Raw genomic sequence first — 22,029 nt, forward strand, 5'->3', positions numbered from 1 at the left:
TTTCAGCCCGCCTCCCCGGTCGGCGGGTGCGGGCGGCCGGTGTGCTCGCGGATCGCCGAGGCGAGCACGGCCCAGTCGGCGCGTTCCACGCCGTGTCCGGAGCCGGGCAGGACCAGCAGCCGCGCGCCGGGGATCTCCCCGGCCAGCGCGCGCCCGTGTGCGAGCGGGAACATCGGGTCGGCGCCACCGTGCACCACCAGCGTCGGCACCCCGAGGCCCGACAGCGGCGGGCGCTCCCTCGGCGCGTCCGCGAGGAGGTCGTGGTTGCGCGCCGAGGCGGGGTCGAGCGCGCGGCCGAGGTCGGCCCGCACCAGCTCCCGGACCTCCCGTTCCGGGAAGGGACGGCGGCCACCGGTGAGCATCCTGGCGTACTCCACGAGGTGGTCGGCCGCCGGCGCGCGGCCGGCCGGGTCCGGCTCCGCCTCCCGCGCGAAGTCGGCGAACGCGCGGGAGGGTCCCGGCAGGTCGCGACCGCCGGGCGCGGGCACGGCGAACGTGGTGCTGATCAGGGTGAGGGTGACGACCCGGCCGGGATGATCGAGCGCCACCAGCTGCGCCAGGGCCCCTCCCGCGGAGACCCCCACCAGGTGCGCCGCCCGCACCCCGAACGCGTCGAGCACGCCGGCCGCGTCCCGTACGAGGTCGCCCGCGTCGTAGCCCGGGCACCCGGGCTCGTAGGTGACGGACCGGCCGGTGTCGCGGTGGTCGTAGCGGATGACGAACCTTCCCTGCGCGGCGAGCAGGCGGCAGAAGTCGTCCTCCCACCACAGCATCGACGCGCCGGTCCCCATGATCAGCAGCACCGGCGGCCGGTCCGGGTCGCCGAAGGACTCGGCGCACAGCCGCACCCCTCGCACCGTGATCATGCGCTCAGTCACGACGGGCCCCTCCGGCCGAGACGGTGGCCTCGCGCGGCGCCGGGAGCGCGGGGCCGTCCCTGAGCACCCCGCGCACGTGGTCGAGCGCCGTCTCCTCCGGTTCGAACTCCGTCAGGCACCAGGTGGCGCCGGCGGCGACGTACGCGGCGGGGTCGGCCCCCGGCCGCAGGGGCACCGCGATGTCGTAGGGCGCCGCGGGGTCGGGGCGCAGGCCGCGGATCGTCTCGCCGATCTCCGCGAGCTGCTCGGGATGGCGCAGCTCGACCGGGAAGAACCCGTCGAGGCCCGCCGCCCGGCGCAGCGGCCCGCGGCGGCCCGCGTACCCCCCGGCCCAGATCGGCACGCGCGGCCGCTGGACCGGCGTGGGCAGGAACGTCAGGTCGTCGACCACGTAGTGCGGCCCGCGGTGGCGCACGGGCCGCCCCGACCAGGCGGACGTGAGAACCTCCAGCGCCTCGTCCAGCATCCGCGCCCGGCCCCGGTCGTCGGCCCGCTCCCCGGTGCGTGCGAACTCCGCGCCGTAGAGGTCGCCGCCCAGCCCCACGCCCAGCGTCAGCCGGCCGCCGCTGAGCCGGTCCAGCGAGGCGGTCTCGCGGGCCAGCTTCGCGGGGCGGCGGCGCGCGACCGGCGTGACCATCGGGCCAAGCCGCAGCGAGCAGGTCGCCGTCGCCGCGGCCGCCAGCGAGATCCACGGGTCGGCGACCCGTTCGACCGGTGCGGGCCAGGTGAGCCTGTCCCACACGAAGAACCCGTCCCAGCCGGTCTCCTCGGCCTCGGCCGCGAGCCGTGCCACCACGAGAGGATCGGCCAGGTCGTCGAAGAGCGGCACCCACAGCGCCGATCGGGGATTAACAGACATGTCTGCGACCCTAGGTTTCCTCTTCCATCGTGAAAAGCGATGATTTCCGATGGTGGTGATGTGATTCTCCGAAGTACCGTGGCAGGTGTGACGGACGTGGAGCTTCGGCATCTGGCCACCCTCACCGCCGTCGTCGGCGCGGGTTCCTTCGGCCGGGCGGCCTCCCGGCTCGGCTACACCCAGTCCACCGTCAGCCAGCACGTCGCCGCCCTGGAGCGGGCGGTCGGCGGGCGGCTCTTCGACCGCCCGGGCGGCCCGCGCCGGGTCCGGCTCACGCCGCTGGGCGAGGTGGTGCTGACCCACGCCGAGCGGCTGCTCACCGGGGTCGAGACGATGCGCACCGCCGTCGAGCGGTTCAGGGCCGGTGAGGGCCGCCTCACGATCGGCACCTTCCAGAGCGTGTCCAACACGCTCCTGCCGGTCCTGGTGCGCGTGCTCCGCGAGGAGTTCCCCGGTTGCGACATCCGGCTCTTCGAGGACGAGCCGGACTCCCCGGACCTGTCGGCGGCCGACCTGCTCTTCCGCGACCACCGCGTCGCCGGCGCCGACGTCGAGCACCTCGAACTCCTCGACGACCCCTACCTGCTGGTGTGCCCCCGCGGGCGCTTCCCCGGCGCACCCGGCGAGCCCGTCGACCTGGCACGACTCGACGGGGAACCGATGGTCGCCTGGCCGCCCGACTGCGCGCAGCCCGCGCTCGACGCGGCGCTCGCCGCCGCCGGCGTCCACCCCGACATCGTCTTTCGCGCGGCCGGCAACGAGACCGTGCTCTCCATGGTCCGGGCCGGTCTCGGCTCGGTGGTCCTGCCCTGGCTCGTCGTCCACGCCGCCGGTGCCGCGGCCGACGAGGCGCTGAGCGTCCACGCGCTACGACCGCCGCCGGCCCCCCGGAAGATCTATCTGGTACGCCGTGCCCACCGCACCCTGTCCCCCCTCGCCGCCCGTGCCGCGCGCCTGGCCGCCGAGATCGCCGGCGACCTCGGGATCAGGGGCGGCCCGGAGGGGGTTCGCGCGCGAACCGCGCGGTGACCGACAGGCCGCCCTCGGGGCGCGCGACGGTGGTGAGGGTGGCGCCGTGGACCCGCGCGACGGCGTCGACGATGGCCAGTCCCAGGCCGTAGCCGTCGTGGCGGCCCCGGCGGTCGGGCGCCAGTTTCCGGAAGGGGTGGAAGAGGCGCGGGATCTGGTCCTCGGGGACGACCGGCCCGCTGTTGGCGACCGTGAGGGTCGCCCGCGCGCCGGAGGTCCCGGTGGTGACCCGCACGTGCCCGCCCGCGTGGTTGTGGCGGACGGCGTTGTCGATCAGGTTGGCGACGAGGCTCTCGACCAGTCCCGGGTCCCCGGTCGTCACCGCGGGCGTCAGGTGCCCCACGAGGTCGACGCCCGCGCTCTCCGCCCGGTCGCGGCGGGAGGCGAGCACCTCTCCGGCGACGCGGGCGAGGTCGAGGGGGTCGCGGCGGGCGAGGCCGCGCTCGCCGGTGGCCAGGGCGAGCAGTGCCTGGACGAGCCGCTCCTGGTGCGCGCCCAGGGCGAGGGCCTCCCGGCAGGCCGCGCGCAGGGTGCCGGTGTCGGCCTCGGGGTCGGCGAGGGTCACCTCCAGGAGGGTACGCAGGCCCGCGAGGGGGGTGCGCAGCTCGTGGGAGGCGTTGGCGACGAAGTGGCGCTGGGCCTCGAAGGAGGCGTGCAGGCGGGCGAACAGGTCGTCGAGGGTGTGGCCGAGCTCGGTCAGCTCGTCCGTGGGCTCGCCGAGATCGAGGCGCCGGTGGAGGTCTCCCGCGGAGATGATCCGTGCCGTGGCGGTGATGGCGCGCAGCGGGCGCAGGAACCGGCCGGCGACGAACCAGCCCAGCGTCAGGGCGACGGGAACCAGGAGGACCATGGCGACGGCGGACGCCGTGAGGAGCCTGGGCGGGCCGACCACGGGTCCGGTCGCGGGTCCGGTCACGGGTCCGGTCACAGGTCCGGTCACAGGTCCGGTCGCGGGTCCGGTCACGGGTCCGGTCACAGGTCCGGTCACAGGTCCGGTCGCGGTGATCGTGCCCGGTGAGGGCGGGCCCGCGGGGACAGCCGCGTGGACGCCGGCGAACGGGACCGCGACGAGGAGGAGCACCAGGAACCCGGCGGCGTAGAAGCCCGCCGCGTAGGCGAGCGCGAGCCGCGTCCGCAGGGACCTTCTGGTGATCGCGCGGGGAGTCACGACGAGCCGATGCGGTAACCGCCCTCGCGGACGGTCTCGATCACCGGCGGGTCGCCGAGCTTGGCCCGCAACCGGTGCACGGTGTGCTTGACGGCGCTGCTGAAGGGGTCGGCGGCCTCGTCCCAGACGCGTTCGAGCAGCTCCTCTGCGGAGACGACCAGGCCGGGTACGGCCAGCAGGCATTCGAGCAGGGCGAACTCCCTGGGGCTCAGCTCCAGGCGGCGGTCTGCCCGGGACGCGGCGCGGCGGGCAGGATCGAGGGTGATGTCCCCGCATGCCAGGACGGGTGGCAACGGCGGGACGGCGCGGCGGGCGAGGGCACGGACGCGGGCGACCAGCTCGGCGAACGCGAACGGCTTGGGCAGGTAGTCGTCGGCGCCGAGGCCGAGCCCGGCGACGCGGTCCTCGATCGTGCCCGAGGCGGTGAGCATCAGGACGCGGGTCTCGCAGCGGCCGCGGGCGAGCCGCCGGCAGATCTCGTCCCCGTGGACGCTGGGCAGGTCGCGGTCGAGGATCACCACGTCGTAGCGGGTGACGGCCAGGCGGTCGAGGGCGGCGGTCCCGTCCAGGACGACGTCGACGGCCATGCCCTCGCGGCGCAGCCCGGTCCCGAGGGAGCGGGCGAGGATCTCGAAGTCCTCGGCGACGAGGACCCTCACCGCCGCTCACCGCCGGTCGTCGTGCGGGTGGTGCGGCGCAGCCTGCCGCCGGGTGGGGGTGCCATGGCTCAACGATCCCAGCCCTCCGGTCGCAACAGGGTCGCGGCCGTCGCGACCCCGGTGCGACCGGGTGCCGCGTACAACCGTCGGCATGAGTTCATCCACGCCTCACCGATCCGGCCGGCGGGCCGGGCGGGACGGCTTCTCCCGATCGCTGCGCGCGCAGTGGGCCGCCTTCCGCTCCGCGCGGGACCTGCTGCTCACCCTGGCGGCCTCCGTGCTGGTCACCGTGTCGCTCGGGCTGCTGGTCGCCGGAGGTGCCCGCAGCACCTGCGTGACCTCGAAGGGCGAGGGTCCCTGCCCGGCGCCCCTGGTGGGACCCGACGGCACGGCGGTGAGGGACAGGTACTACTTCGTGCACCGGCCGCTCAGGGGGAACGGCGAGATCACCGCCCGTGTGTCGGACCTGACCGGGCGGATGCGGCTGCCGGACGCCGTGCCCGGGGTGCGCAACGTCAGGGAGGGCGTGGTTCCGTGGGCGAAGGCCGGCCTCCTCGTCAGGCAGAGCCTCACGCGGGGCACACCGTACGCCGCCGTCATGGTCACCGGTGGCCACGGCGTGCGGATGCAGCACGATTTCGTCCACGACGTGGCCGGTGGTCCCGTACGGGGGCCCGTGTGGCTGCGGCTGACCAGGTCGGGCGACACGCTCACCGGCCACGAGTCCCGCGACGGCACGAGGTGGACCGAGGTCGGCACGGTCACGCTGCCCGGGCTGCCGGAGACGGTCGAGATCGGGCTGTTCGCCACCTCGCCGGGCGTGCTGTGGCAGGCGGCGCAGGCCTTCTCCCAGGTCACCGCCACCTTCGACCGGATCGGGCTGCGGGGTGCGGACGGTCCGTGGCGGCGTGACGACGTCGGCGTCTCCCTCGGGCCCGACGGCAGGACCCCGCACCACCCGGGCGGGGTCGTCGAGTCCGGCGACAGGTTGCTGGTGACCGGGGGCGGTGACATCGGGCCCGCCTCGGTGGAGGGCGGTATGCGCGCCGATCTCATGCTGATCGGCGGGACCGTGGGGCTGATCCCGGTGCTCGTGGTGGCGGTCCTGTTCCTCACGACGGGACACCGGCGCGACACCCGCGAACCGGCCGACACCCGCGAACCGGCGAACACCGGCGGACCGGCCGACACCGGCGGACCGGCCGACACCGGCGAGCCGGCCGACACCGGCGGACCGGCCGACACCGGCGAACCGGCCGACACCGGCGAACCGATCGACACCCACGGATCGGAGGGCACCCGCGGACCGGCCGGGAGCGGACCGCCAGCCGAGCCCCGGCCCGCGCTCCTCCTGGCGGCCAGGGTCACGGTGGCCGGCGCGGCCGCGTTCGTGACGGGGCTGGTGGCGGCCGGGATCGTGATCCCCGCCGGCCTGGCGATCCTGCGCGCCAACCAGAACCCGATCCAGCCGATCACCCTGGGCACCGGGCTGCGGGTGGTCGTCGGGTACGCGGCGCTGACCGCGACCGCCGCCGTGCTGGCCTCGGGCCTCGCCGCCCTGGTCAGGCGGAGTGTCGTCGCCATCGGGCTGGCCGTCGCGCTGGTCGTCGTACCCCACCTGACGGCGACCGCGGGCCTGGCGCCGTGGCTGTCGGCGGTCACCCCTGCCGCCGGGTTCGCGATCACGCAGAGCGTCCCCGCGTTCGCGCACGTGGACGTGCGGTGGTCGCCGATCGGCGGCTACCACCCGCTCCCGCCCTGGGCGGGCCTGGCCGTGACGTGCGGGTACGCCGCCCTCGCCCTCGGGGCGGCGACGGTCGTGCACCGCAGGAGGGCTGCGCGCCCGCCCGCTTGATCAACGCGAATGGATTCATGAATCCAACCCGGTTGATGATCCTGGACCTGCCGGCGGCCCAGGGCCCGTTGCACGGTCACGAGATCAGGCGCGTCGCCACCTACACCGACGTGTCGGAGTGGGGCGGCGTCGGCGTCGGCGCCATCCACCGCGAGCTGCGGCAGGCCGACGCGGCGGAGCTGATCAAGCTCGCCAAGGCCACCCTGCGCGGCCGCCGGTCCGGCCCCCGTCACGGCCCCCGGTTCACCACGGTCGGTCAGACCATGAGCCGGACCTCACCGGGAGGCGGTCACCTCCATCCTCACTGTCAGCCCAGGCGGCCCAGCCTGACGGCCCGTTTGAGGAAGACGATGCCGTCGATCATGTGGAGGTGATCCGGGTCCAGCGGGAAGTAGGCGAAATCGCGGGAGACGCGCGGGGCGGGCTCCGCGACGGCCCCGGCCAGGCGGCGGGCGTCGACGAGGGCGTGGTCCCACGGGAGCGTGGACAGGATGCCCTCGACGGTGCCGGGGGCCGGGACGTCGTCGCCGGCGGTGCCCAGGGCCGAGGCGAGGAAGGCGTACCGGTCGCCCAGGTGCGCCCCGGCGATCGCCCCCGCGCTCCACCACTCCAGCGTCCGGTCGCCGAACGCCATGAGGCTCCTGTTCCGTTGCAGGTGGAGGTTGGAGGCGAAGACCAGGGCCGGGCCGTGCTCGGCGACGGCGCGCAGGTTGGCGGCCATCATCGCGTCCCGCAGGGCCGACAGCCGGGTCCAGCGTGCCGGGGAGTCGTCGGCCATCCAGTGGTGGTAGCGCAGCAGGCCGGTGGCGGTGCGCGCGTACAGCTCCGCCCGCTCCCTGTCCTCCGCGCTCAGCTGCGGCGTCCGCGTCTCCAGCAGCGCCACCAGGTCGTCGGCGATCAGGCGCAGCCGCCGGGCCTCGTCGGTGCGGCCGATCGACCGGGACGGGTCCATGGCCGTGGCCTCGTCCGACCACCGCTCGTCCGGGCCCAGCAGCGCGTCCAGGGTCTCCGCGGTCACCACGGTGCCGAGCAGCGGGCCGTCGAGGAGGTCGTACAGGCCGGTGAGCGCCTGGCGCGGGCTCGCCGCCCAGTACTCCAGGGGGCCGTCGAACCCGAAGAAGCGGATCTTGTCGTCGTGCTCCTCGTTGTGGGCGCGCATCCAGCGTACGAGCTCGCGGTTGGCCGGGAACGCGCCGAAGCCGTGGCTGAAGCCGCGTTCCATGACGTCGTCGAGCGTGCCCGCGCCCGTCGTGACGTACTCGTCGACCACCAGGCCCATCAGGCAGTCGCTCTCGGCGGCGAACGACCGGTAGCCCTCGTGCTCGACCAGGTGCCGGAAGATCTCGTTGCGCACCTCGCCCAGCTCCTCCACGAAGTGCCTGGCCTCGCCCAGGCCGAGCAGCAGGGGCGGGGCGGGAAGCGACCGCAGGAACTCCGAGACGCCCGCGCCGTCGAGCGGCCTGGCCATGTTCTTGATATCCATTCCCTCAACGGTATCGTTGAACTTTCGGTGTAAACTTTTCCCGGAAAAAGCCCGCTTTCTCGCGAGGGACCTTCAATCGGTGATGCACCCATGAGGCCGGTGGACCTGGCGCGCGAGCACGGCCTGTCCACCCAGGCGGTCAGGAACTACGAGGACGCCGGCATCCTGCCCCCCGCCGGTCGCACCGTCCACGGCTACCGCGTCTACACGCCGCTGCACGCCCACGCCCTGCGCGCGTTCCTGGCCCTGGCGCCCGGGCACGGGCACCGCACGGCCACGGCGATCATGCAGGCGGTCAACCGGGCCGCCGTCCAGGAGGCGCTGCTGCTCATCGACGAGAGCCACGGCCGGCTCCTCGACGACCGCCGCACCCTGCGGGCCGTCGAGGCCGCGCTCCGCGATCTGGCGCCCGTGCCGCAGGAGCGCGGCGACACGTTCATCGGCCCCCTGGCCGGCAGGCTCGGCGTCCGCCCCGCCACCCTGCGCAAGTGGGAGAACGCCGGGCTGGTGCGGCCGCGCCGCGATCCGCGCACGGGCTACCGGATCTACGACCCGGCCGACGTACGGGACGTCCGGCTGGTCCACCAGCTCAGGCGGGGCGGTTACCTGCTGGAGCAGATCGCCCCGCTGATCGCCCAGGTCCGCGCCGCCGGAGGCGTCGCCCCGCTGGAGTCGGCCCTGCGCGACTGGCAGGCCCGCCTGTCGGCCCGGGGCCGCGCCATGCTCGCGGGTGCCGCCGGCCTGGAGGCCTACCTCGGCGCCCGCGACCTCTGAGGCCGGGGCGGCGCCCGGCCGTCGGGCCGCGCGGTGGTCGGCCGTTCCCACATGTGATCTGCAACACTTCACAATATGAAACATTGCAGAAACTGAAAGGTCTTCCCTACTGTTGGCCCGTGACCACCCCGCAGAGCGCCTACGAGCTCGGCCGTAGAGATCGTAAGAAGCTCGAGACCCGCGCCGCCCTGGAGCAGGCCGCCCTGACGCTGGTGGCAGAGCGCGGTCTGGCGGGCGTCACCGTTGAGGACATCGCCCAGGCGGTGGACCTGTCCTCACGGACGTTCTTCAACTACTTCCCCTCCAAGGAGGACGCGCTCGTCGGCGCGAGCCCCGCCTCGGCCGACGAGCTGCGCGAGAGGCTGGAGAGCGTGCCGGCGCGGGTGCCGGTCCTGGAGGCCCTGCGCCTGACACTGCGGGCCGAGGCCGAGTGCGTCCAGGAGCGGCGCGAGCAATGGCTGCTGCGGCTGAAGGTGTTCGAGCAGAACCCCTCACTGCTGCCGCGCCTGGTCGCCGGCGGCACCGAGACCGAGCGCGTCATCTCGGCCGCCGTCGCGCGCCGGTCCGGCGTCGAGCTCGGCACGAGCGGCTTCCCCGAGCTGGTCACCGCGGTCGCCACGACGGCCTTCAGGGTGGCGATGATGCGCTGGAGCGCCGCGCGGGGCCGCCCGGCGCTGGCCGGCCTGGTCGACGAGGCCTTCTCCCAGCTCGCCGCCGGCCTGCCCAACCCCTGACCGTCCCGTTCCCCCCGAACGTCTTCGTTCATCCGGCGCCCGCACGAGTCCCCGTGGCGCCGGCCCCCGCATGAGAGATCGAGGAAAGATGACATCCACCAGCGCGCAGCCCGAGGCCGAGGCCGCGGCGCCCGCCTCCAGGAAGAAGGTCCTGCAGGCGCTGTCGGGGCTGATGGTGGGCATGTTCGTGTCCATCCTGGCCTCGACCGTCGTGGCCAACGCCCTGCCCCGCATCATCACCGACCTGCGGGGCTCGCAGACCGTCTACACCTGGATCGTCACCTCCGAGCTGCTGGCCATGACGGCCACCGTGCCGCTCTGGGGCAAGATGGCCGATCTCTACAGCAAGAAGCTGCTGATCCAGCTCTCGCTGGGACTGTTCGTGGTGGGCTCGCTGATCGCGGGCCTCACGCCGAACGTGGAGATCCTCATCGTCAGCCGCGTCGTGCAGGGCGTCGGCGCCGGTGGCATGACCGCGCTCGCCCTGATCGTGATGGCGGCCATGATCCCGCCGCGCGAGCTCGGCCGCTACGCCGGGATCTTCGGCGCCGTGTTCGGTGTCGGCACCGTGGCGGGGCCGCTCATCGGCGGCGTGCTCGTGGACACCTCCTGGCTCGGCTGGCGCTGGTGCTTCCTCATCGGCGTGCCGTTCACGATCCTGGCCATCGTCCTGCTGCAGCGCACGCTCGACCTGCCGGTGGTGCGCAAGGACGTCAAGGTCGACTACCTGGGCGCCCTGCTGATCACGGTGGGCGTGTCCACGCTGCTGATCTGGTCGTCACTGGCGGGCAACCAGTTCGACTGGGTCTCCGGGTGGAGCGCCGTCCTCGTGGGCTCCGCCGTGGTCGTCCTCGGGCTGGCCGTCCGGGTGGAGTCGCGGGCGGCCGAGCCGATCATCCCCCTGCCCATCCTCAGGAACCGCACCGTCGCCCTCGCCACCGTCGCCAGCGTCCTGGTCGGCGTGGCCATGTTCGGCGGCACGGTCTTCCTGTCGCAGTACTTCCAGGTGGCGCTCGGCAAGTCGCCGACGGTCGCCGGCCTGATGAGCCTGCCGATGGTGTTCGGCCTGCTGATCTCCTCCACCGTGGCCGGCCAGCTCATCACCAAGTGGGGCCGCTGGAAGGGCTTCCTGGTGGCCGGCGGCATCGTCATGCTCGCCGGAATGGGACTGCTCAGCACCATCGACGGCCGGACGAGCACGGTGCTGCTCGGGATCTACATGGCGGTGCTCGGCGCCGGCGTGGGCATGCTCATGCAGAACCTGGTCCTCGCCGCCCAGAACGACGTCCCCGCCCACGACCTGGGCGTCACCACCTCGGTGCTGACCTTCTTCCGCAGCATGGGCGGCGCCGTCGGCGTCAGCGCCCTGGGGGCGGTGCTGGCCAGCCGGATCACCACGCTCATGACGGAGAAGCTCGGCCCGATGACCGCCGGTGCGGGCGGCGGGAGCGACGCCGTCCCCGACATCTCCGCGCTGCCCGCCCCCGTCGTCCGCATCGTCCAGGACGTGTACGCCACGGCCACCGCCGAGCTGTTCCTCATCGGCGTGCCGCTCACCGCGCTCGCGCTGGTGGCGGTGCTGTTCATCAAGGAGAAGCCGCTCAACACGCTCTCGGGCGAGGAGCGGCTGGCCAGGGAGCAGGCCATGGCCGCCGGTCACTGAGCCGCCCCCGTCCGGGCCGCTCACGTCCGGGCCGCTCACGCCTGGGTCGCGCCGGGGGCGCGGTTCGCGAGGAGAACGAGCACGGGTTCCCGCACCGGCCCTGATCCGCCGGTACGGGGACCCGCGCTCGCCGCGGATCCGGCCCCGGCGCGGGTCACCTCCCCGTGGCTTTGGTGGTCGCGGCGGCGTGCTCACCGGCACCCGTGCCGCTCATCCCTCCGCGGCTCTGGCGCACGCGGCGGCGTGTTCGTCGGCGCCCATGCCGCGGTCGGGGAAATGCCGGTTGAGGTCGTACTGGTCGTCGGCCCACCGCCGGTAGTCCCGCCGGACGGCCGCCTCGTCGGAGTCGGTGACGCGGGCGATGTCGGCCCAGGTGACCCCGGCCAGCAGCGCGTGGTGGACGTTGGAGGGGTGGCGCACGGTGCGCGCGATGCTCTCCGCCAGCGCCAGCAGCTCGATGTGCTCGGCCACGGTGAGCGCGGGCCGCTCACCGGCCCCGTGGCGGGCCGGATCGTAGATCCCCCGGGCCACCAGCTCGGTCCGGGCGCGGGACGACGCGCCCTTGGCGGCCAGCTCGTCGTAGCGCTCCAGTTGCCGGCCGACGGGCATGTCGTAGTGGGCGTCGTGCCAGGTGGTGCCGTGCCCGGGTGCGGTCATGAGGGCTTCTCCAGAGGGTGGGGGTGGGTGGGAACTCCCGGCCGGCGGGCCCGTGGACCGGTCGCGGCACTGTCATCCGGCACCGTCGGCGCTGTCAGGCGGAGACGTAGCCAGCGCGGTGCCGGCGTACCGCGTCGCGGTTGGCGCACCGCTGGGAACAGTAACGCCGGCGCCCGGTGCGGGAGGTGTCGGCGAAGACCAGGACGCACCCGGTCACGGCACACCGCCGCAGCCGATGCATGCCCCGCCCCGCCAGGTGCAGCGCGGTGCCGACGCAGATCAGCGAGAACAGTACCGAACCGAGTGGCTGCCCGTCGCCGCGGTAGTGCAGGTGCCAGCCGGTGCCGGCGTGATCGGTCAGCCGCGGGTAGGCCGCCGCCTCCGCCAGCATCCGGTTGACCAGCTCGGCACGCCCACTCTCGCCGGTGGCGTCGACGACCCTCTCCCACATCTCCAGGACGGCGTGGACACGCTCCAGATCCTGTGACGTCACCGGGCCCTCCAGCACGAGCCCGGCGGCGCGGCAGCGCTCCGCGAGCTCCCCGGCACTCGCCGGACGCCGGTTGACCAGATCCGCCGCCAGGTTCACGGCATCCTCGCCGTAAGGGTTGAGATGCATAAGACCATTACATCACCCTGTTCACATGACACACCACCCCCGGGTACGGCAGGCCTCGCACGACGACATCCCCGAGCTCGTACGCCTTCGGGCCCTGCTGTTCGGCGACCTCGGTGGTGACTTCTTCAACCCCCCGTCGGCGGACGAGTCCTGGCGCGACGCCCTGACCATGGTCCTGAAGGAGAAGCTGACGGACGACGACGCGCGGATCCTGGTCGTGGAGGGCAACCGCGGCCTGGCCGCCTGCGGCATCGGCACCGTCGAGCGGTGGTTTCCCGGCCCCCACTCACCAACGGGCCGGATCGGGCACGTGATCGGTGTGGTCACCGACCCGGCACACCGCCGGCGCGGTCACAGCCGCGCGATCATGCAGGACCTGCTCACCTGGTTCCGGGAACGCCGGGCCGTCCGGGTGGACCTGTACGCCTCCCGCGAAGGCGAACCTCTCTACCGGGAACTCGGTTTCTTCGACCACCCCGACCCTGCACTGTGCTGGCGTCCATGACGTCCCCTCGGCACCCCCGGCGCACCCGGCGCGCCGGATGCTCCGGCCCGCCACCCCCCACCGGCCCGGCCGGGCGTCGTACGAGGTGCGAGATCCGATGAGCGGCGACCGGCTCGCCCACCACGCGTGGCGGTACCGCTGGGTCGTCCTCGCCGTCGCCACCTTCACCCAGGCCGCCTCCGGATTCTTCGTCCAGGGCATCGCGGCGATGAGCGCCCACCTGCAGCACGACCTGAACATCGGCACCACCCAGCTCGGCCTCCTGCTCTCGGCGGCGCAACTGCTCCCCCTGGTCGGGCTGCCGGTGGCCGGTGGACTCCTGGACCGCCACGACGAACGCTGGGTCGTCGGCGCGGGCGCCACCGTCGTCGCGCTCAGCCTGGCGGCGGGAAGCACGGCACCGGGGTACACCTTCCTGCTCGTCGTCCTGCTCATCGCCGGCGCCGGATACAGCACCGTCCAACCCGGCGGCAGCAAGTCCGTGGCCTCCTGGTTCCACACCTCCCGGCGCGGACTGGCGATGGGGGTCCGCCAGGCCGGGCTGCCCCTGGGCGGCGTACTCGCCGCGGCCACGCTGCCCGGCCTCGCCACCGCCCTCGGCCTGCGGGCGACGCTCATGACCGGCGCGCTCGTCGCCCTGGCGGGTGCCCTCGCCTTCATGTGCCTCTACCGCCGCCCTCCCGCCCAAGGCCCTTTCCCCGGCCCCGCCCCTGCCGGTCCTGCTTCCGCCGGCACCACCCCTGTCGGCCCCGCTCCTGCCGGCCCCGCTTCCGCCGGCACCGAATCGCGTCTTCCGCTCACCTCGCGATTCGGCGCGCGACTGCGGACGCTCCGCGAACCGCCCATGGCGAGGATCGTCCTGTCCGGAACGGCCATGGTCTCCGTGCACAGCGGCATAGGCGTCCTGACCGTGCTCCACCTCCGCGAGGTCACCTCCCTCGGAGCGGGCCCGACGGCCCTCGTGTTCGTGGCCGTACAGACGGCCGGTGCCGCCGGCCGCGTCTGCCTGGCGGCCTGGAGCGACCGCGGCCGCCCGGGACGCCACACCTGCGTCCTGATCTGCATGATCGCCGCGACCGCGGGAATGATCGCCCTGACGACCCCCCTGGGGCACTCCCCCGCGACGGCCTGCCCGCTGTTCGTCTGGCTCGGCTTCTTCGGGATCGGCTGGTACGGCCCATGGGTCACCCACGCCGCCGAGTCGGCGCCACCGGGCAGGACGGGAACCACCCTGGGCCTGGCCATGGCCGTCAACCAGATCGCGATCATCGTGGCACCGCCCGCCCTCGGCCTGCTCAAGGACCTCACCGGCAGCTTCGTACCGGCCTGGGGCCTGCTCTCCGTGATGACCGCGACCACCCTGACGATCACGGCCCGCAGGCCGTGACGCCGCCGCCCGCCCTCAGCCGCCGTCAGCCGCCATCAGCCGCCCTCAGCCGTCGAGGCGCTCGTACGCCGCCGCCGCGACGACCAGGTCCTGCCAGGACATGCCGGTGGACTTGAACAGCACCGGCCGGTCGAGGTCCACCGAGTCCGGGTCGGTCACGATCCGGCGCATCGGGATGAGGCGCGCCTCCTCGGCGTGGCCTTCCCGGATCGCCTGGATGATGTCCCCGGCCTCGCGCAGCGCGGTCGCGACGTCGTCGACGACGACGTGCGCCCGGCCCGTCAGCGCGCCGTCGACCTCGCGGGCGCCGGGCTCGTGCGAGCCGACCGCGATGACGACGGCCCGGTCGTGGAGTACGGCCGAGTCGAAGAGCGGTTCGCGGGCGGTCGTGGCGCAGACCACGACGTGTGCCCGGGAGACGGCCCGCGTGGCCCCCGTGCCGCCGGAGGCCGCGACCGTGACCGGCACCGCGCCGTGACCGGGCACCTCGGTTCGCCGAGGGTCGCGTACGAGATAGGTCACCTCGGCGAGCGGGCGGTGCCCCGAGAGGGCTCCGAGGAGGGTGTCGACATGCCCGCGCCCCTGGGGACCGGCGCCGAAGACGGCGACGCGCAACGGGTCGCGCGTACGGCGCAGCAGCGGCAGGACGGCGGCTACCGACACGGCCGGCGTGCGCACCGTGGTCAGCGCGATACCGTCGATCAGGGCGACCGGGGACAGGCTCCGCGCGTCGAAGAGCAGGTAGAACCCCTGGATGCGGGGTCGCCCGTGTGCCGGGTTGTCCGGCGCCACGCTCACGACCTTCACCCCCGCGTGAGCGCCGCTCTCGGCCGGCATCAGCAGCAGGTGCCCATGAGCGGTGGGCACGACGGTACGCGCGGGGCCCGCGGCCGGATCGAGACCGTCCCGCAGCGCGTCGACGACGGCCTGGACGGCTTGGCGGGGACCGAGCAGCCGCCGCAGGCGGTCGCCGGTGATCAGTGGAACCTGGTCGGTCATCGCGGGTGGACTGTTTTCGGTCATCGCAGGTGGAATCTGTTCGGTCATCGCAGGACGAATCCGGGGAAGAGCTCGTCGGCGGGGTCGGCCGTGAACAGGTGCTCGCCGGTCCTGTGGGCGGTGCCCGAGACGACGGGAACGACCGCCGCCCGCCCCTCAGTCGTCACGTGCCGCAGGACCCGGGCATGGAAGCGCGATCCCACGATGGAGTCGTGGACGAGGTGACGGTCGTCGCCGAGGCGGCCGGTGGCGCTCAGCACGGCGACGCGGGAGGCCGTGCCCGACCCGCACGGGGAGCGGTCGACCTCCCCGTCCGCGAAGATCGTGACATTGCGCTGGTGAAGGTCGCCCCCGTCGTCCTGCCCCAGGTCGTCGTAGAAGATCACGCCGTAGATGCCGCTGAGACGGTCGTCGCCGGGGTGGCGGGCGTGAGGGCTGCCGCTGAGCACCCCCTTGATCTCACGGCCGAGGGCGATGAGCCGGTCGAGGTCGCGCGGCTCCACGGCCAGCCCGGCCGCCGAGGCCGCCACGTGCGCGTAGATGGCCCCGCCGTAGGCGATGTCCGCCCGGACGTCGCCGTACGTGGTCGGCACGGTGACGTCGTGGGCGATCGGGTAGGCGGGCACGCTGACGAAGTCGACGCCCCGGACCCTGCCGTCCTCGGTGTGCACCCGCGCCGTCACCCGGCCGGACGGCACGTCGATCACCACCTCGGTGACGCCGGAAGGATCGGTCTCGACCAGTCCCGACTCCACGGCCCACGTCCCGAGCGCGATCGTGCCGTGCCCGCACGCGGTGGAGAACCCGTCCTTGTGCCAGAACAGGACGCCGAACAGCGCGCCGTCGTCGTCGGGAGGGGTGATGAACCCCCCGTACATGTCGGCGTGCCCGCGCGGCTCGAAGCACAGCATCCGGCGCAGCCCGTCGACGGCCGGATCGGCGATGGCGAAGACCCGGCGATCGGCCACCGACTCACCGACGATGGCGACCGGCGGGTCGGCGACGATGCGGAAGGGTTCGCCGCCGGTGTGGTAGTCGACGGTACGGACATCGGACTGCGGCATTGCGAGGCCCATCTGCTGGTGACCGGGTGAGGCCCCTCGGAGCGTACCGCCCGTGCGTGATCTTCAACCCGCCGGTGCTCGCACGGCCGGTGCCCGGACGGCCTTCCCGGCCCGGACGGACGATGCGGCCCGGCCGGACGATAGCGGCCCGGCCGGACGATGCGACCCGAGGCCCCGTCACGGTCCGGGCGGCGGGGCGGCGAGTCACCGCCCCGCTCGTCAAAGCGGGGTGCGGGTGAGCTTGTCCGCCATCCTCGCGGCCTCGACCCCGCCGTACTCCGACCGGCGCCGCGTGGGATGGATCTCGCCCGGGCGGGTGTAGAGGGCCACGGTCCTGCCGTGCCGCATGACGGTGGCCCCCTCGAACGAGGTGACCTTGAAGATGCCGACCATGAACGCCTCGTCGCCGATGCGCGTGTCCTTCACCCGACAGGTATGGGGGTTTCGCGCATCGCATCGCCGGATGTCCGAGCGCAGGCCCCTGACGGCCGCCCGTGCGGCTCTCTCGTCCCGGTAGACGATCAGCTGTTCGGAGTGGTCGCCGTCCCCGGTCACCGAACGACCGGTGACGGTCCGTGCGGCCAGGCGGTGCCCGTCCGCCTGCTTCGCGCGGTTACAGGGATTGACCAGCAGTGGCACCCCAGGACGGTCGGTCACCTTCCAGCGCATGGGGCGTTCGAACGAATTTCTTCTCGGTCTCCTTTCTCGTCTTCTTGCTCTCGAACAGAAGGAAACCTTCGGGGATGACCGTCTTGACGGCCATGCCCCCCGCGGTCGTCGGGGCCACCGTGGACGACGTCCGGCTCGCCGCACCGGCAGGCCCGGCCATGCCGATCACCCCCGTCGCGCCGATCATCGTCGTCACGGCGAGCACAACCGTCGGCAGTGCCGCGGCCCGGCGAACGGCGAAAGGTCGCGCCGAGATTTTCTTGTGAACACCCATGGCTTACCTCCTGGACCGTCAGCATTCAGTGACGTAGATGCCGAGATCACTTGATTGGTTCGCCATGGGCGCCCGCACGATCGAGAACTTCCACGCCCGCGCACGGGACCTCCGGACGGCCGTCGACCGTTGGCCACCGACCGCCGACCGCCGACCGCCGACCGCCGAAGAGCGGACAACAAGGTCGCGCACCCCCTCCGTACACACCCGGCGAAATCGCCCCTTGTGCGCGCTCGGTAGCGGGGAACCGGCAGTCGATTCCCCGCTGTCGGCTCCCCGCGCCCGGACCACGGCGCGGGTCCGGCCGCCGACGGGCACTGAACTGATGGGCACTGATGGGCACTGACGGGCACTGAAAAAGCACTGACAAGCGCCGACGAGCACGCAACCACGGGCGCCGACGGGCTCGTCAGGCCCAGGGGTCGAAGGGGATGGCGCCGGGCTTGGCGCGCGAGAGCAGGTCCCCGAACCGGCCGTCATTGATCTTGATGGTCGCGGAGCCGAAATTCGCGTTCATCAGCCTGTCGCGCAGCCAGGTACCGGGCCAGCCGTTCCAGTCCACGAGCGGGGGGTAGCGCCAGTTGTGATAGTGGTTCTCCGGTGGCTCGTCGTTGCCGTTGGCGAGCCGGATGAAGTGCGTGGACGCCCCGTCCTTGTGGTAGACGACCTTGGGGTGCGACCCGTCGAAACGCACCTGCGAGCGCGGGTAGGTCACGACGGTGCTGTGTTGCGTGGTCGAGACGTACTCCACCTGGTTGGACGCCTGGTTGATCCAGGAGATGACGTGTTCCCAGTCGTGTCGGTGGCCACCGAGGCTGATGCCCGGAAGCGCCTGGTCCTTCTCGAAGTAGCTGGCGTACACGACGGCGCACCAGCCGTTGTTGCACTTGGAGCGTGCGTAGGTCTGGGAGTTGTCCAGGTCCGACTGGTCACGGCAGCTGCCGTTGACCGCGCCGGTGGGCTTCAGACCCGGGGCGAGGGTTCCGTCCGGGCCGATGGCGGAGGTGGCGTAGCAGCCGTCGCCGTCGTAGTCGTAGGCCGGTGAGAACGACGTCTCGTACCCTCCGGCCGACTGGGGCAGGTTGCCCGGCGGATCGGCGTGGGCCGCCGACGCGGGGATCACGATCCCCAGAGCGGTGATGCCGAGCACGATCCCGAGCCGGGAACGCACACGCGTGAGAAACGCCGGGGAGGGCCTCCTTTTCCCTGGCACGGTCGCTGACGTCGATGCTTTCGCGGTGGATGTGAATGACGACGGCTTTCGCATGCTTCCGCCTTCTCGAGGGACTGGCTCCATGACCTGACGACGCGTCGGCGCGGTGGGATGTCGGTGGCGTTCTCCGCGCCGAAATGAGGACGTCTCACACTTTTCCGGCACAACGGAACCACGGAACCGACGCTTGATCAAGGTCCTCGCGTCAGATGACGCCGACATGCATCGGCGAGGACAGAAAGGCGAACCACGAGCGAACGATCATGGCGACGTTCACATGACGAACGCCCGGGCAAACAAACCCTTTTCGGCTGGCCACGGTCATGCGTCGCGAAAAGTGATCGCCACGGACGCCACGAGGAGGGCGATCACGACGTACCCCGCCAGGACGGCGGCGGCCGTGAAAGGGCCGAAGGCACCGGAGTCGGGAACACCGGCCAGTTGCCTCGCCAGCGCCGGGATCGTCAGGGAGCTCATCCAGTCGTTCCAGGGGGCGGGAAGGAAGCGCTCGACGCCGACCGGAGCCAGCAGGAGGGTGACCAGCGCGATGAGTGCTCCCGGTGTGGAACGCAGGAGCGTGGCCAGGCCCAACCCCGTCACCGCGGCGACGGCGCAGCAGACGCCTGCCACCAGCACCTCGGTCAGAACGGCCGCTTCGGAGAACGAGGCGCCGATCGGGCGTCCGGCCACCACCGCCTGCGCGGTGAGGAAGGTGGCGAACGCCAGCACCTGGCCACCGATCGCGGCGACGGCGGCCAAAACGGTGGCCTTGGCCAGGGGCAGCGTCCAGGGACGCCGGATCGTGGTCAAGGTCAGCCTGATCATGCCGGTTCCGTACTCGCCGGAGATGGCGAGCACACCCAGCGTGCCGAACAGGACGGCGGGAATGTCGGCGCTGAAGGCGAGCCCGGTACCCACGGGCTCGGTACCGGGCCCCTCGGTGTCGAAGTAGCGCGAGATCGAGAAGGCTGCGAAACCGGTGAGCACCAGGGCCGAGAGCGTGGAGGCCAGGACGTGGTAGGTGGATCGGAGCGAGCGCAGCTTGAGCCATTCCGACGCGACGACGTTGATCATCGGGTGATCTCCAAGAAGGCCTCTTCCAGTGACCGCCGACGTGCCGTCAGCTCGTGTACGGCGCAGCCGTTCGCCAGGGCGACATCACCTACGGCGGCCGCGGGCAGGCCACTCACCAGCAACTCCTCCTCGCCCCCTGCGGAAGAAGCCGGCGTGGTTGAGGCGTCCGTTCCCCGCGTGCGGCGCACGGTCGCCCCCGCGGCTTCGAGCACCTCGGCCAGGCGGACGGCACGGGGTGATCGGACCAGCACGTCGCCCTGGAAGCGGGCCAGCAGTGCAGTCGTGGTGGTGTCCTCGATCAGCCGCCCGTGGCCGATGATGACGAGCCGGTCGGCGGTAAGGGACATCTCGGTCATCAGATGGCTCGACAGCAGAACGGTTCGCCCCTCGGCCGCCAGGGATCTCAGCAGCGTCCTGAGCCAGCGGATCCCGTCGGGGTCGAGGCCGTTGACAGGCTCGTCGAGAATAAGCACCCCCGGGTCGCCGAGCAGTGCCGCCGCGATGCCGAGACGCTGGCGCATCCCCTGGGAGAATCCGGCGATCCGCCTGCGTGCCGCGCCGGTCAGCCCGACCTCCTCAAGAACCTCCGTAACCCGGCGGCGCGCGATCCCCCCGGCGTACGCCAGCGCCTGGAGGTGATCGAACGCGTTGCGCCCGCCCTGCACCTCGGCGGCGTCGAGCATGGCGCCGACCTCGCGCATGGGGTCGCAAAGGTCGTGCTTGCGGACGCCGTTGATCAGCGCCTTGCCCGAGGTCGGCGCGTGAAGGCCGAGGATCGCTCGCATGGTGGTGGACTTGCCCGCGCCGTTGTGCCCGAGAAAGCCCGTGACCTGCCCGGGCTTGACGTCGAACGTCAGGTGCGAGACCGCCCGTGTGGAGCCGTACGTCTTCGTCAGATCGATGACCTGGATCATTTTCCCACCCTGTGGATCCGTTCGGCCGGGCAGCGTGTGCCCGGCGCGGGCAGCGCCCCCGTTGTCAGGTAGGCGTGGACGTACCGCCGCAGGCAGGTGTTGCCCGCCCATGAGGCGTGGCCGTCGCCGTGCCAGAGGATGCGCGCGGAGGGAATCTGCTCGGCCACATGCCGCTGCCCGAGATGGTTGGTGTTGTTGTCCAGCTCCCCGATCGCGAAGAGAATCGGCGGGACGTCCCTCACACGCAACGGGTGGGGCGCCCAGGACGCGCCCCCGGCGCGCCCCCAGCACCGTCCGAGCTCGTAGCGTCCTTCGATCCAGCCGAACCTCGGCGCGATCTCACGGAGCCTGGCCTCGATGCCCTGGAACTCCTCATACGTCGGGAGCGTCGGCATGAAGTCGTTGCACAGGGAATCTCCGCCCACGGACGAGGCACCCTGGTTCGGCGCGAGCTCCGTCAGGAAGTTCGCGGCGTCACCGTCGAGGGCCTTGCGGATGGCGGTCGCGAGCAGCGGCCACAGCGCCGGGCTCATGCCCTTTACCGCGCCCGCGTACAACTGTCCCTCGTGCACCGTCCTGCCGGCCGACGCCGGCAGGGGCGCGCGGCGGGCCCGTGCGACCAGCTCGTCCCAGGCTCGGCCCGCGTCCCTGCCGTGCAGGGCACAGTCCGGGCGGCGAGCGCACCAATCTCTGAAAAGAGTGAGGTGCCCCTCCTGTGTCAGTGCGTAGTTGCGCAGCCAGGGCTCGAACCCGGGCTGGGTGTGATCGGCGGTGCCGTCGAAGTACATCCGGCCCACCCGTTGCGGGAACAGTTCCAGGTAAGCCTGGGCGTAGACGGTGCCGTAGGAGTTGCCCGCGTAGCGAAGCCGCTCCTGGCCGAGCGCGGCGCGCAGCGCGTCGAGGTCGTGCGCCACGTTCCACGACGTCAGCCCGTACCACGCGGATCTGACCGCCTTGCGGCAGCTCGCCTGATGGGCCGCGTTCAGGGCGGCGTGGGCATCCCAGTCCCGCCTCGTCCTCGCGCTGATCAGCCCGAAGGAGGAGGCCTCGGGTTGCGCGCAGCTCACCGCTCTGCCGCTCCCGGGCTCGGACAGGCCGCGCGGATCGAGGGCGATGACGTCGAAGCGGCCGCGCAGTTCCTTGAGCAGGGTCGGCAGTTCCGGTGGGATGTCGGGATCGCTCGACGGCCTGAGCATCGACGTGCTGGTGCCGGGGCCCCCGAAGTTGACGATCAGCGGCCCCGCGCTCCTGCCCGTCGCGGGAAGTTTTGCCACGTGCACCGAGGTCTTCGGCCCGCCCGGGTCCGCCCAGTCCACGGGAACGACCAGCTCGGCGCATCGCAGGCCGTCACCGCACTCCCGCCAGACGAGGCGATGCGCCTGCGCCGAGGCCACGGCGAGGCCGCCGAGCGACACGACCAGGCAGGCGGCGATGCACAGGGCTGTGAATGCGCGTCGATTCATGCCGACAACGATCCCGCTCGGTGACGGGTGCGCGCATCGGAGCCGGATCCGGTTCTTCCGATCGGACCGGGGTCGTACGGTGCGGGGTG

The 22,029-nt window shown here is 72.6% G+C and carries 23 protein-coding genes; 8 read left to right on the top strand and 15 right to left on the bottom strand.

The features are described 5' to 3' along the window. Positions 1-2: 2 nt before the first annotated feature. Both ACLQ2R_RS25410 and ACLQ2R_RS25415 read right to left on the bottom strand, forming a co-directional pair. Positions 3-878: an alpha/beta fold hydrolase gene (locus tag ACLQ2R_RS25410; RefSeq protein WP_425963070.1), complete on the bottom strand. Its 876-nt coding sequence runs from the start codon at positions 876-878 to the stop codon at positions 3-5. Further along, a complete protein-coding gene (locus ACLQ2R_RS25415; RefSeq protein WP_425963071.1) occupies positions 871-1,737 on the bottom strand; it encodes an LLM class flavin-dependent oxidoreductase in 867 nt (288 codons plus the stop codon). The genes ACLQ2R_RS25410 and ACLQ2R_RS25415 overlap by 8 nt, the downstream gene beginning before the upstream one ends. An 87-nt stretch (positions 1,738-1,824) precedes the next feature. Between ACLQ2R_RS25415 and ACLQ2R_RS25420 the strand changes: the two genes are divergently transcribed. Beyond that, positions 1,825-2,766: a LysR family transcriptional regulator gene (locus ACLQ2R_RS25420; RefSeq protein ID WP_425963072.1), complete on the top strand. Its 942-nt coding sequence runs from the start codon at positions 1,825-1,827 to the stop codon at positions 2,764-2,766. On the opposite strand, the gene ACLQ2R_RS25425 is transcribed toward ACLQ2R_RS25420, so the two are convergent. Both ACLQ2R_RS25425 and ACLQ2R_RS25430 read right to left on the bottom strand, forming a co-directional pair. Beyond that, positions 2,723-3,934: an ATP-binding protein gene (locus tag ACLQ2R_RS25425; RefSeq protein ID WP_425963074.1), complete on the bottom strand. Its 1,212-nt coding sequence runs from the start codon at positions 3,932-3,934 to the stop codon at positions 2,723-2,725. The genes ACLQ2R_RS25420 and ACLQ2R_RS25425 overlap by 44 nt on opposite strands. Further along, positions 3,931-4,593, bottom strand: a complete 663-nt coding sequence (locus tag ACLQ2R_RS25430) for a response regulator transcription factor (RefSeq protein WP_425963075.1) — start codon at positions 4,591-4,593, stop codon at positions 3,931-3,933. Before ACLQ2R_RS25430 ends, ACLQ2R_RS25425 begins: the two co-directional genes overlap by 4 nt. 151 nt (positions 4,594-4,744) lie before the next feature. Here ACLQ2R_RS25430 and ACLQ2R_RS25435 point away from each other — a divergent pair, with 151 nt between their 5' ends. Both ACLQ2R_RS25435 and ACLQ2R_RS25440 read left to right on the top strand, forming a co-directional pair. After that, on the top strand, positions 4,745-6,448 hold the full coding sequence (locus tag ACLQ2R_RS25435) for a hypothetical protein (RefSeq protein ID WP_425963076.1): 1,704 nt from the start codon (positions 4,745-4,747) through the stop codon (positions 6,446-6,448). 17 nt (positions 6,449-6,465) lie between these two features. Continuing rightward, positions 6,466-6,822 (top strand): hypothetical protein, encoded by a 357-nt coding sequence (locus tag ACLQ2R_RS25440; RefSeq protein ID WP_425963077.1) that lies wholly within the window; start codon positions 6,466-6,468, stop codon positions 6,820-6,822. On the opposite strand, the gene ACLQ2R_RS25445 is transcribed toward ACLQ2R_RS25440, so the two are convergent. Beyond that, a complete protein-coding gene (locus ACLQ2R_RS25445; RefSeq protein WP_425963078.1) occupies positions 6,756-7,931 on the bottom strand; it encodes an erythromycin esterase family protein in 1,176 nt (391 codons plus the stop codon). The genes ACLQ2R_RS25440 and ACLQ2R_RS25445 overlap by 67 nt on opposite strands. A 90-nt stretch (positions 7,932-8,021) precedes the next feature. Here ACLQ2R_RS25445 and ACLQ2R_RS25450 point away from each other — a divergent pair, with 90 nt between their 5' ends. The 3 genes from ACLQ2R_RS25450 to ACLQ2R_RS25460 all read left to right on the top strand — a co-directional run bounded on the left by ACLQ2R_RS25450 (position 8,022) and on the right by ACLQ2R_RS25460 (position 11,102). Beyond that, positions 8,022-8,705: a TioE family transcriptional regulator gene (locus ACLQ2R_RS25450; protein WP_425963079.1), complete on the top strand. Its 684-nt coding sequence runs from the start codon at positions 8,022-8,024 to the stop codon at positions 8,703-8,705. Between the two features lie 119 nt (positions 8,706-8,824). After that, a complete protein-coding gene (locus ACLQ2R_RS25455; RefSeq protein WP_425963080.1) occupies positions 8,825-9,439 on the top strand; it encodes a TetR family transcriptional regulator in 615 nt (204 codons plus the stop codon). 88 nt (positions 9,440-9,527) lie between these two features. Next, positions 9,528-11,102 carry an MDR family MFS transporter gene (locus ACLQ2R_RS25460; RefSeq protein WP_425963081.1) on the top strand — a complete coding sequence of 525 codons (1,575 nt, stop codon included), beginning with the start codon at positions 9,528-9,530 and terminating at the stop codon, positions 11,100-11,102. 210 nt (positions 11,103-11,312) lie between these two features. Here the strand turns inward: ACLQ2R_RS25460 and ACLQ2R_RS25465 are convergent, their stop codons facing one another. Together ACLQ2R_RS25465 and ACLQ2R_RS25470 are read right to left on the bottom strand one after the other, a co-directional pair. Further along, a complete protein-coding gene (locus tag ACLQ2R_RS25465; protein WP_425963082.1) occupies positions 11,313-11,759 on the bottom strand; it encodes a hypothetical protein in 447 nt (148 codons plus the stop codon). 94 nt (positions 11,760-11,853) lie between these two features. Then, the gene (locus ACLQ2R_RS25470; RefSeq protein ID WP_425963083.1) at positions 11,854-12,378 is read right to left on the bottom strand and encodes a CGNR zinc finger domain-containing protein; all 525 of its coding nucleotides are present in this window, start codon (positions 12,376-12,378) and stop codon (positions 11,854-11,856) included. Between the two features lie 25 nt (positions 12,379-12,403). Here ACLQ2R_RS25470 and ACLQ2R_RS25475 point away from each other — a divergent pair, with 25 nt between their 5' ends. Together ACLQ2R_RS25475 and ACLQ2R_RS25480 are read left to right on the top strand one after the other, a co-directional pair. Next, positions 12,404-12,883: a GNAT family N-acetyltransferase gene (locus ACLQ2R_RS25475; RefSeq protein ID WP_425963085.1), complete on the top strand. Its 480-nt coding sequence runs from the start codon at positions 12,404-12,406 to the stop codon at positions 12,881-12,883. A gap of 97 nt (positions 12,884-12,980) precedes the next feature. After that, positions 12,981-14,270, top strand: a complete 1,290-nt coding sequence (locus ACLQ2R_RS25480) for an MFS transporter (RefSeq protein ID WP_425963086.1) — start codon at positions 12,981-12,983, stop codon at positions 14,268-14,270. A 45-nt stretch (positions 14,271-14,315) separates the two neighbouring features. Here ACLQ2R_RS25480 and ACLQ2R_RS25485 read toward each other — a convergent pair whose 3' ends face one another. The 8 genes from ACLQ2R_RS25485 to ACLQ2R_RS25520 form a co-directional block, all read right to left on the bottom strand. Beyond that, positions 14,316-15,269 carry an ornithine cyclodeaminase family protein gene (locus ACLQ2R_RS25485; protein WP_425963087.1) on the bottom strand — a complete coding sequence of 318 codons (954 nt, stop codon included), beginning with the start codon at positions 15,267-15,269 and terminating at the stop codon, positions 14,316-14,318. A 44-nt stretch (positions 15,270-15,313) separates the two neighbouring features. Further along, a complete protein-coding gene (locus ACLQ2R_RS25490) occupies positions 15,314-16,333 on the bottom strand; it encodes a proline racemase family protein (protein ID WP_425963088.1) in 1,020 nt (339 codons plus the stop codon). A gap of 219 nt (positions 16,334-16,552) precedes the next feature. Further along, complete coding sequence (locus ACLQ2R_RS25495) at positions 16,553-16,759, bottom strand: hypothetical protein (protein ID WP_425963089.1); 207 nt, start codon at positions 16,757-16,759, stop codon at positions 16,553-16,555. Positions 16,760-16,946: 187 nt separating this feature from the next. After that, positions 16,947-17,276 carry a hypothetical protein gene (locus tag ACLQ2R_RS25500; RefSeq protein WP_425963090.1) on the bottom strand — a complete coding sequence of 110 codons (330 nt, stop codon included), beginning with the start codon at positions 17,274-17,276 and terminating at the stop codon, positions 16,947-16,949. Positions 17,277-17,685: 409 nt separating this feature from the next. Further along, complete coding sequence (locus ACLQ2R_RS25505; protein WP_425963092.1) at positions 17,686-18,447, bottom strand: NPP1 family protein; 762 nt, start codon at positions 18,445-18,447, stop codon at positions 17,686-17,688. A 363-nt stretch (positions 18,448-18,810) separates the two neighbouring features. Next, positions 18,811-19,563 (bottom strand): hypothetical protein, encoded by a 753-nt coding sequence (locus ACLQ2R_RS25510; protein ID WP_425963094.1) that lies wholly within the window; start codon positions 19,561-19,563, stop codon positions 18,811-18,813. Further along, positions 19,560-20,477, bottom strand: coding sequence for an ATP-binding cassette domain-containing protein (locus tag ACLQ2R_RS25515; protein WP_425963095.1), 918 nt, complete (start codon positions 20,475-20,477; stop codon positions 19,560-19,562). The genes ACLQ2R_RS25510 and ACLQ2R_RS25515 overlap by 4 nt, the downstream gene beginning before the upstream one ends. After that, positions 20,474-21,940 carry an alpha/beta fold hydrolase gene (locus ACLQ2R_RS25520; RefSeq protein ID WP_425963096.1) on the bottom strand — a complete coding sequence of 489 codons (1,467 nt, stop codon included), beginning with the start codon at positions 21,938-21,940 and terminating at the stop codon, positions 20,474-20,476. The genes ACLQ2R_RS25515 and ACLQ2R_RS25520 overlap by 4 nt, the downstream gene beginning before the upstream one ends. Positions 21,941-22,029: the final 89 nt, after the last annotated feature.

The organism is Streptosporangium sp. DT93 (assembly GCF_049844535.1).
Classification (GTDB): Bacteria; Actinomycetota; Actinomycetes; order Streptosporangiales; family Streptosporangiaceae; genus Streptosporangium.

Coding starts and splice junctions, on each gene's coding strand:
- ACLQ2R_RS25460 (WP_425963081.1), top strand. CDS start 9,528: ATGACATCCACCAGCGCGCAGCCCGAGGCCGAGGCCGCGGCGCCCGCC.
- ACLQ2R_RS25485 (WP_425963087.1), bottom strand. CDS start 15,269: ATGACCGACCAGGTTCCACTGATCACCGGCGACCGCCTGCGGCGGCTG.
- ACLQ2R_RS25515 (WP_425963095.1), bottom strand. CDS start 20,477: ATGATCCAGGTCATCGATCTGACGAAGACGTACGGCTCCACACGGGCG.
- ACLQ2R_RS25475 (WP_425963085.1), top strand. CDS start 12,404: ATGACACACCACCCCCGGGTACGGCAGGCCTCGCACGACGACATCCCC.
- ACLQ2R_RS25510 (WP_425963094.1), bottom strand. CDS start 19,563: ATGATCAACGTCGTCGCGTCGGAATGGCTCAAGCTGCGCTCGCTCCGA.
- ACLQ2R_RS25440 (WP_425963077.1), top strand. CDS start 6,466: ATGAATCCAACCCGGTTGATGATCCTGGACCTGCCGGCGGCCCAGGGC.
- ACLQ2R_RS25415 (WP_425963071.1), bottom strand. CDS start 1,737: ATGTCTGTTAATCCCCGATCGGCGCTGTGGGTGCCGCTCTTCGACGAC.
- ACLQ2R_RS25470 (WP_425963083.1), bottom strand. CDS start 12,378: ATGCATCTCAACCCTTACGGCGAGGATGCCGTGAACCTGGCGGCGGAT.
- ACLQ2R_RS25520 (WP_425963096.1), bottom strand. CDS start 21,940: ATGAATCGACGCGCATTCACAGCCCTGTGCATCGCCGCCTGCCTGGTC.
- ACLQ2R_RS25435 (WP_425963076.1), top strand. CDS start 4,745: ATGAGTTCATCCACGCCTCACCGATCCGGCCGGCGGGCCGGGCGGGAC.
- ACLQ2R_RS25450 (WP_425963079.1), top strand. CDS start 8,022: ATGAGGCCGGTGGACCTGGCGCGCGAGCACGGCCTGTCCACCCAGGCG.
- ACLQ2R_RS25445 (WP_425963078.1), bottom strand. CDS start 7,931: ATGGATATCAAGAACATGGCCAGGCCGCTCGACGGCGCGGGCGTCTCG.
- ACLQ2R_RS25490 (WP_425963088.1), bottom strand. CDS start 16,333: ATGCCGCAGTCCGATGTCCGTACCGTCGACTACCACACCGGCGGCGAA.
- ACLQ2R_RS25500 (WP_425963090.1), bottom strand. CDS start 17,276: ATGGGTGTTCACAAGAAAATCTCGGCGCGACCTTTCGCCGTTCGCCGG.
- ACLQ2R_RS25465 (WP_425963082.1), bottom strand. CDS start 11,759: ATGACCGCACCCGGGCACGGCACCACCTGGCACGACGCCCACTACGAC.
- ACLQ2R_RS25480 (WP_425963086.1), top strand. CDS start 12,981: ATGAGCGGCGACCGGCTCGCCCACCACGCGTGGCGGTACCGCTGGGTC.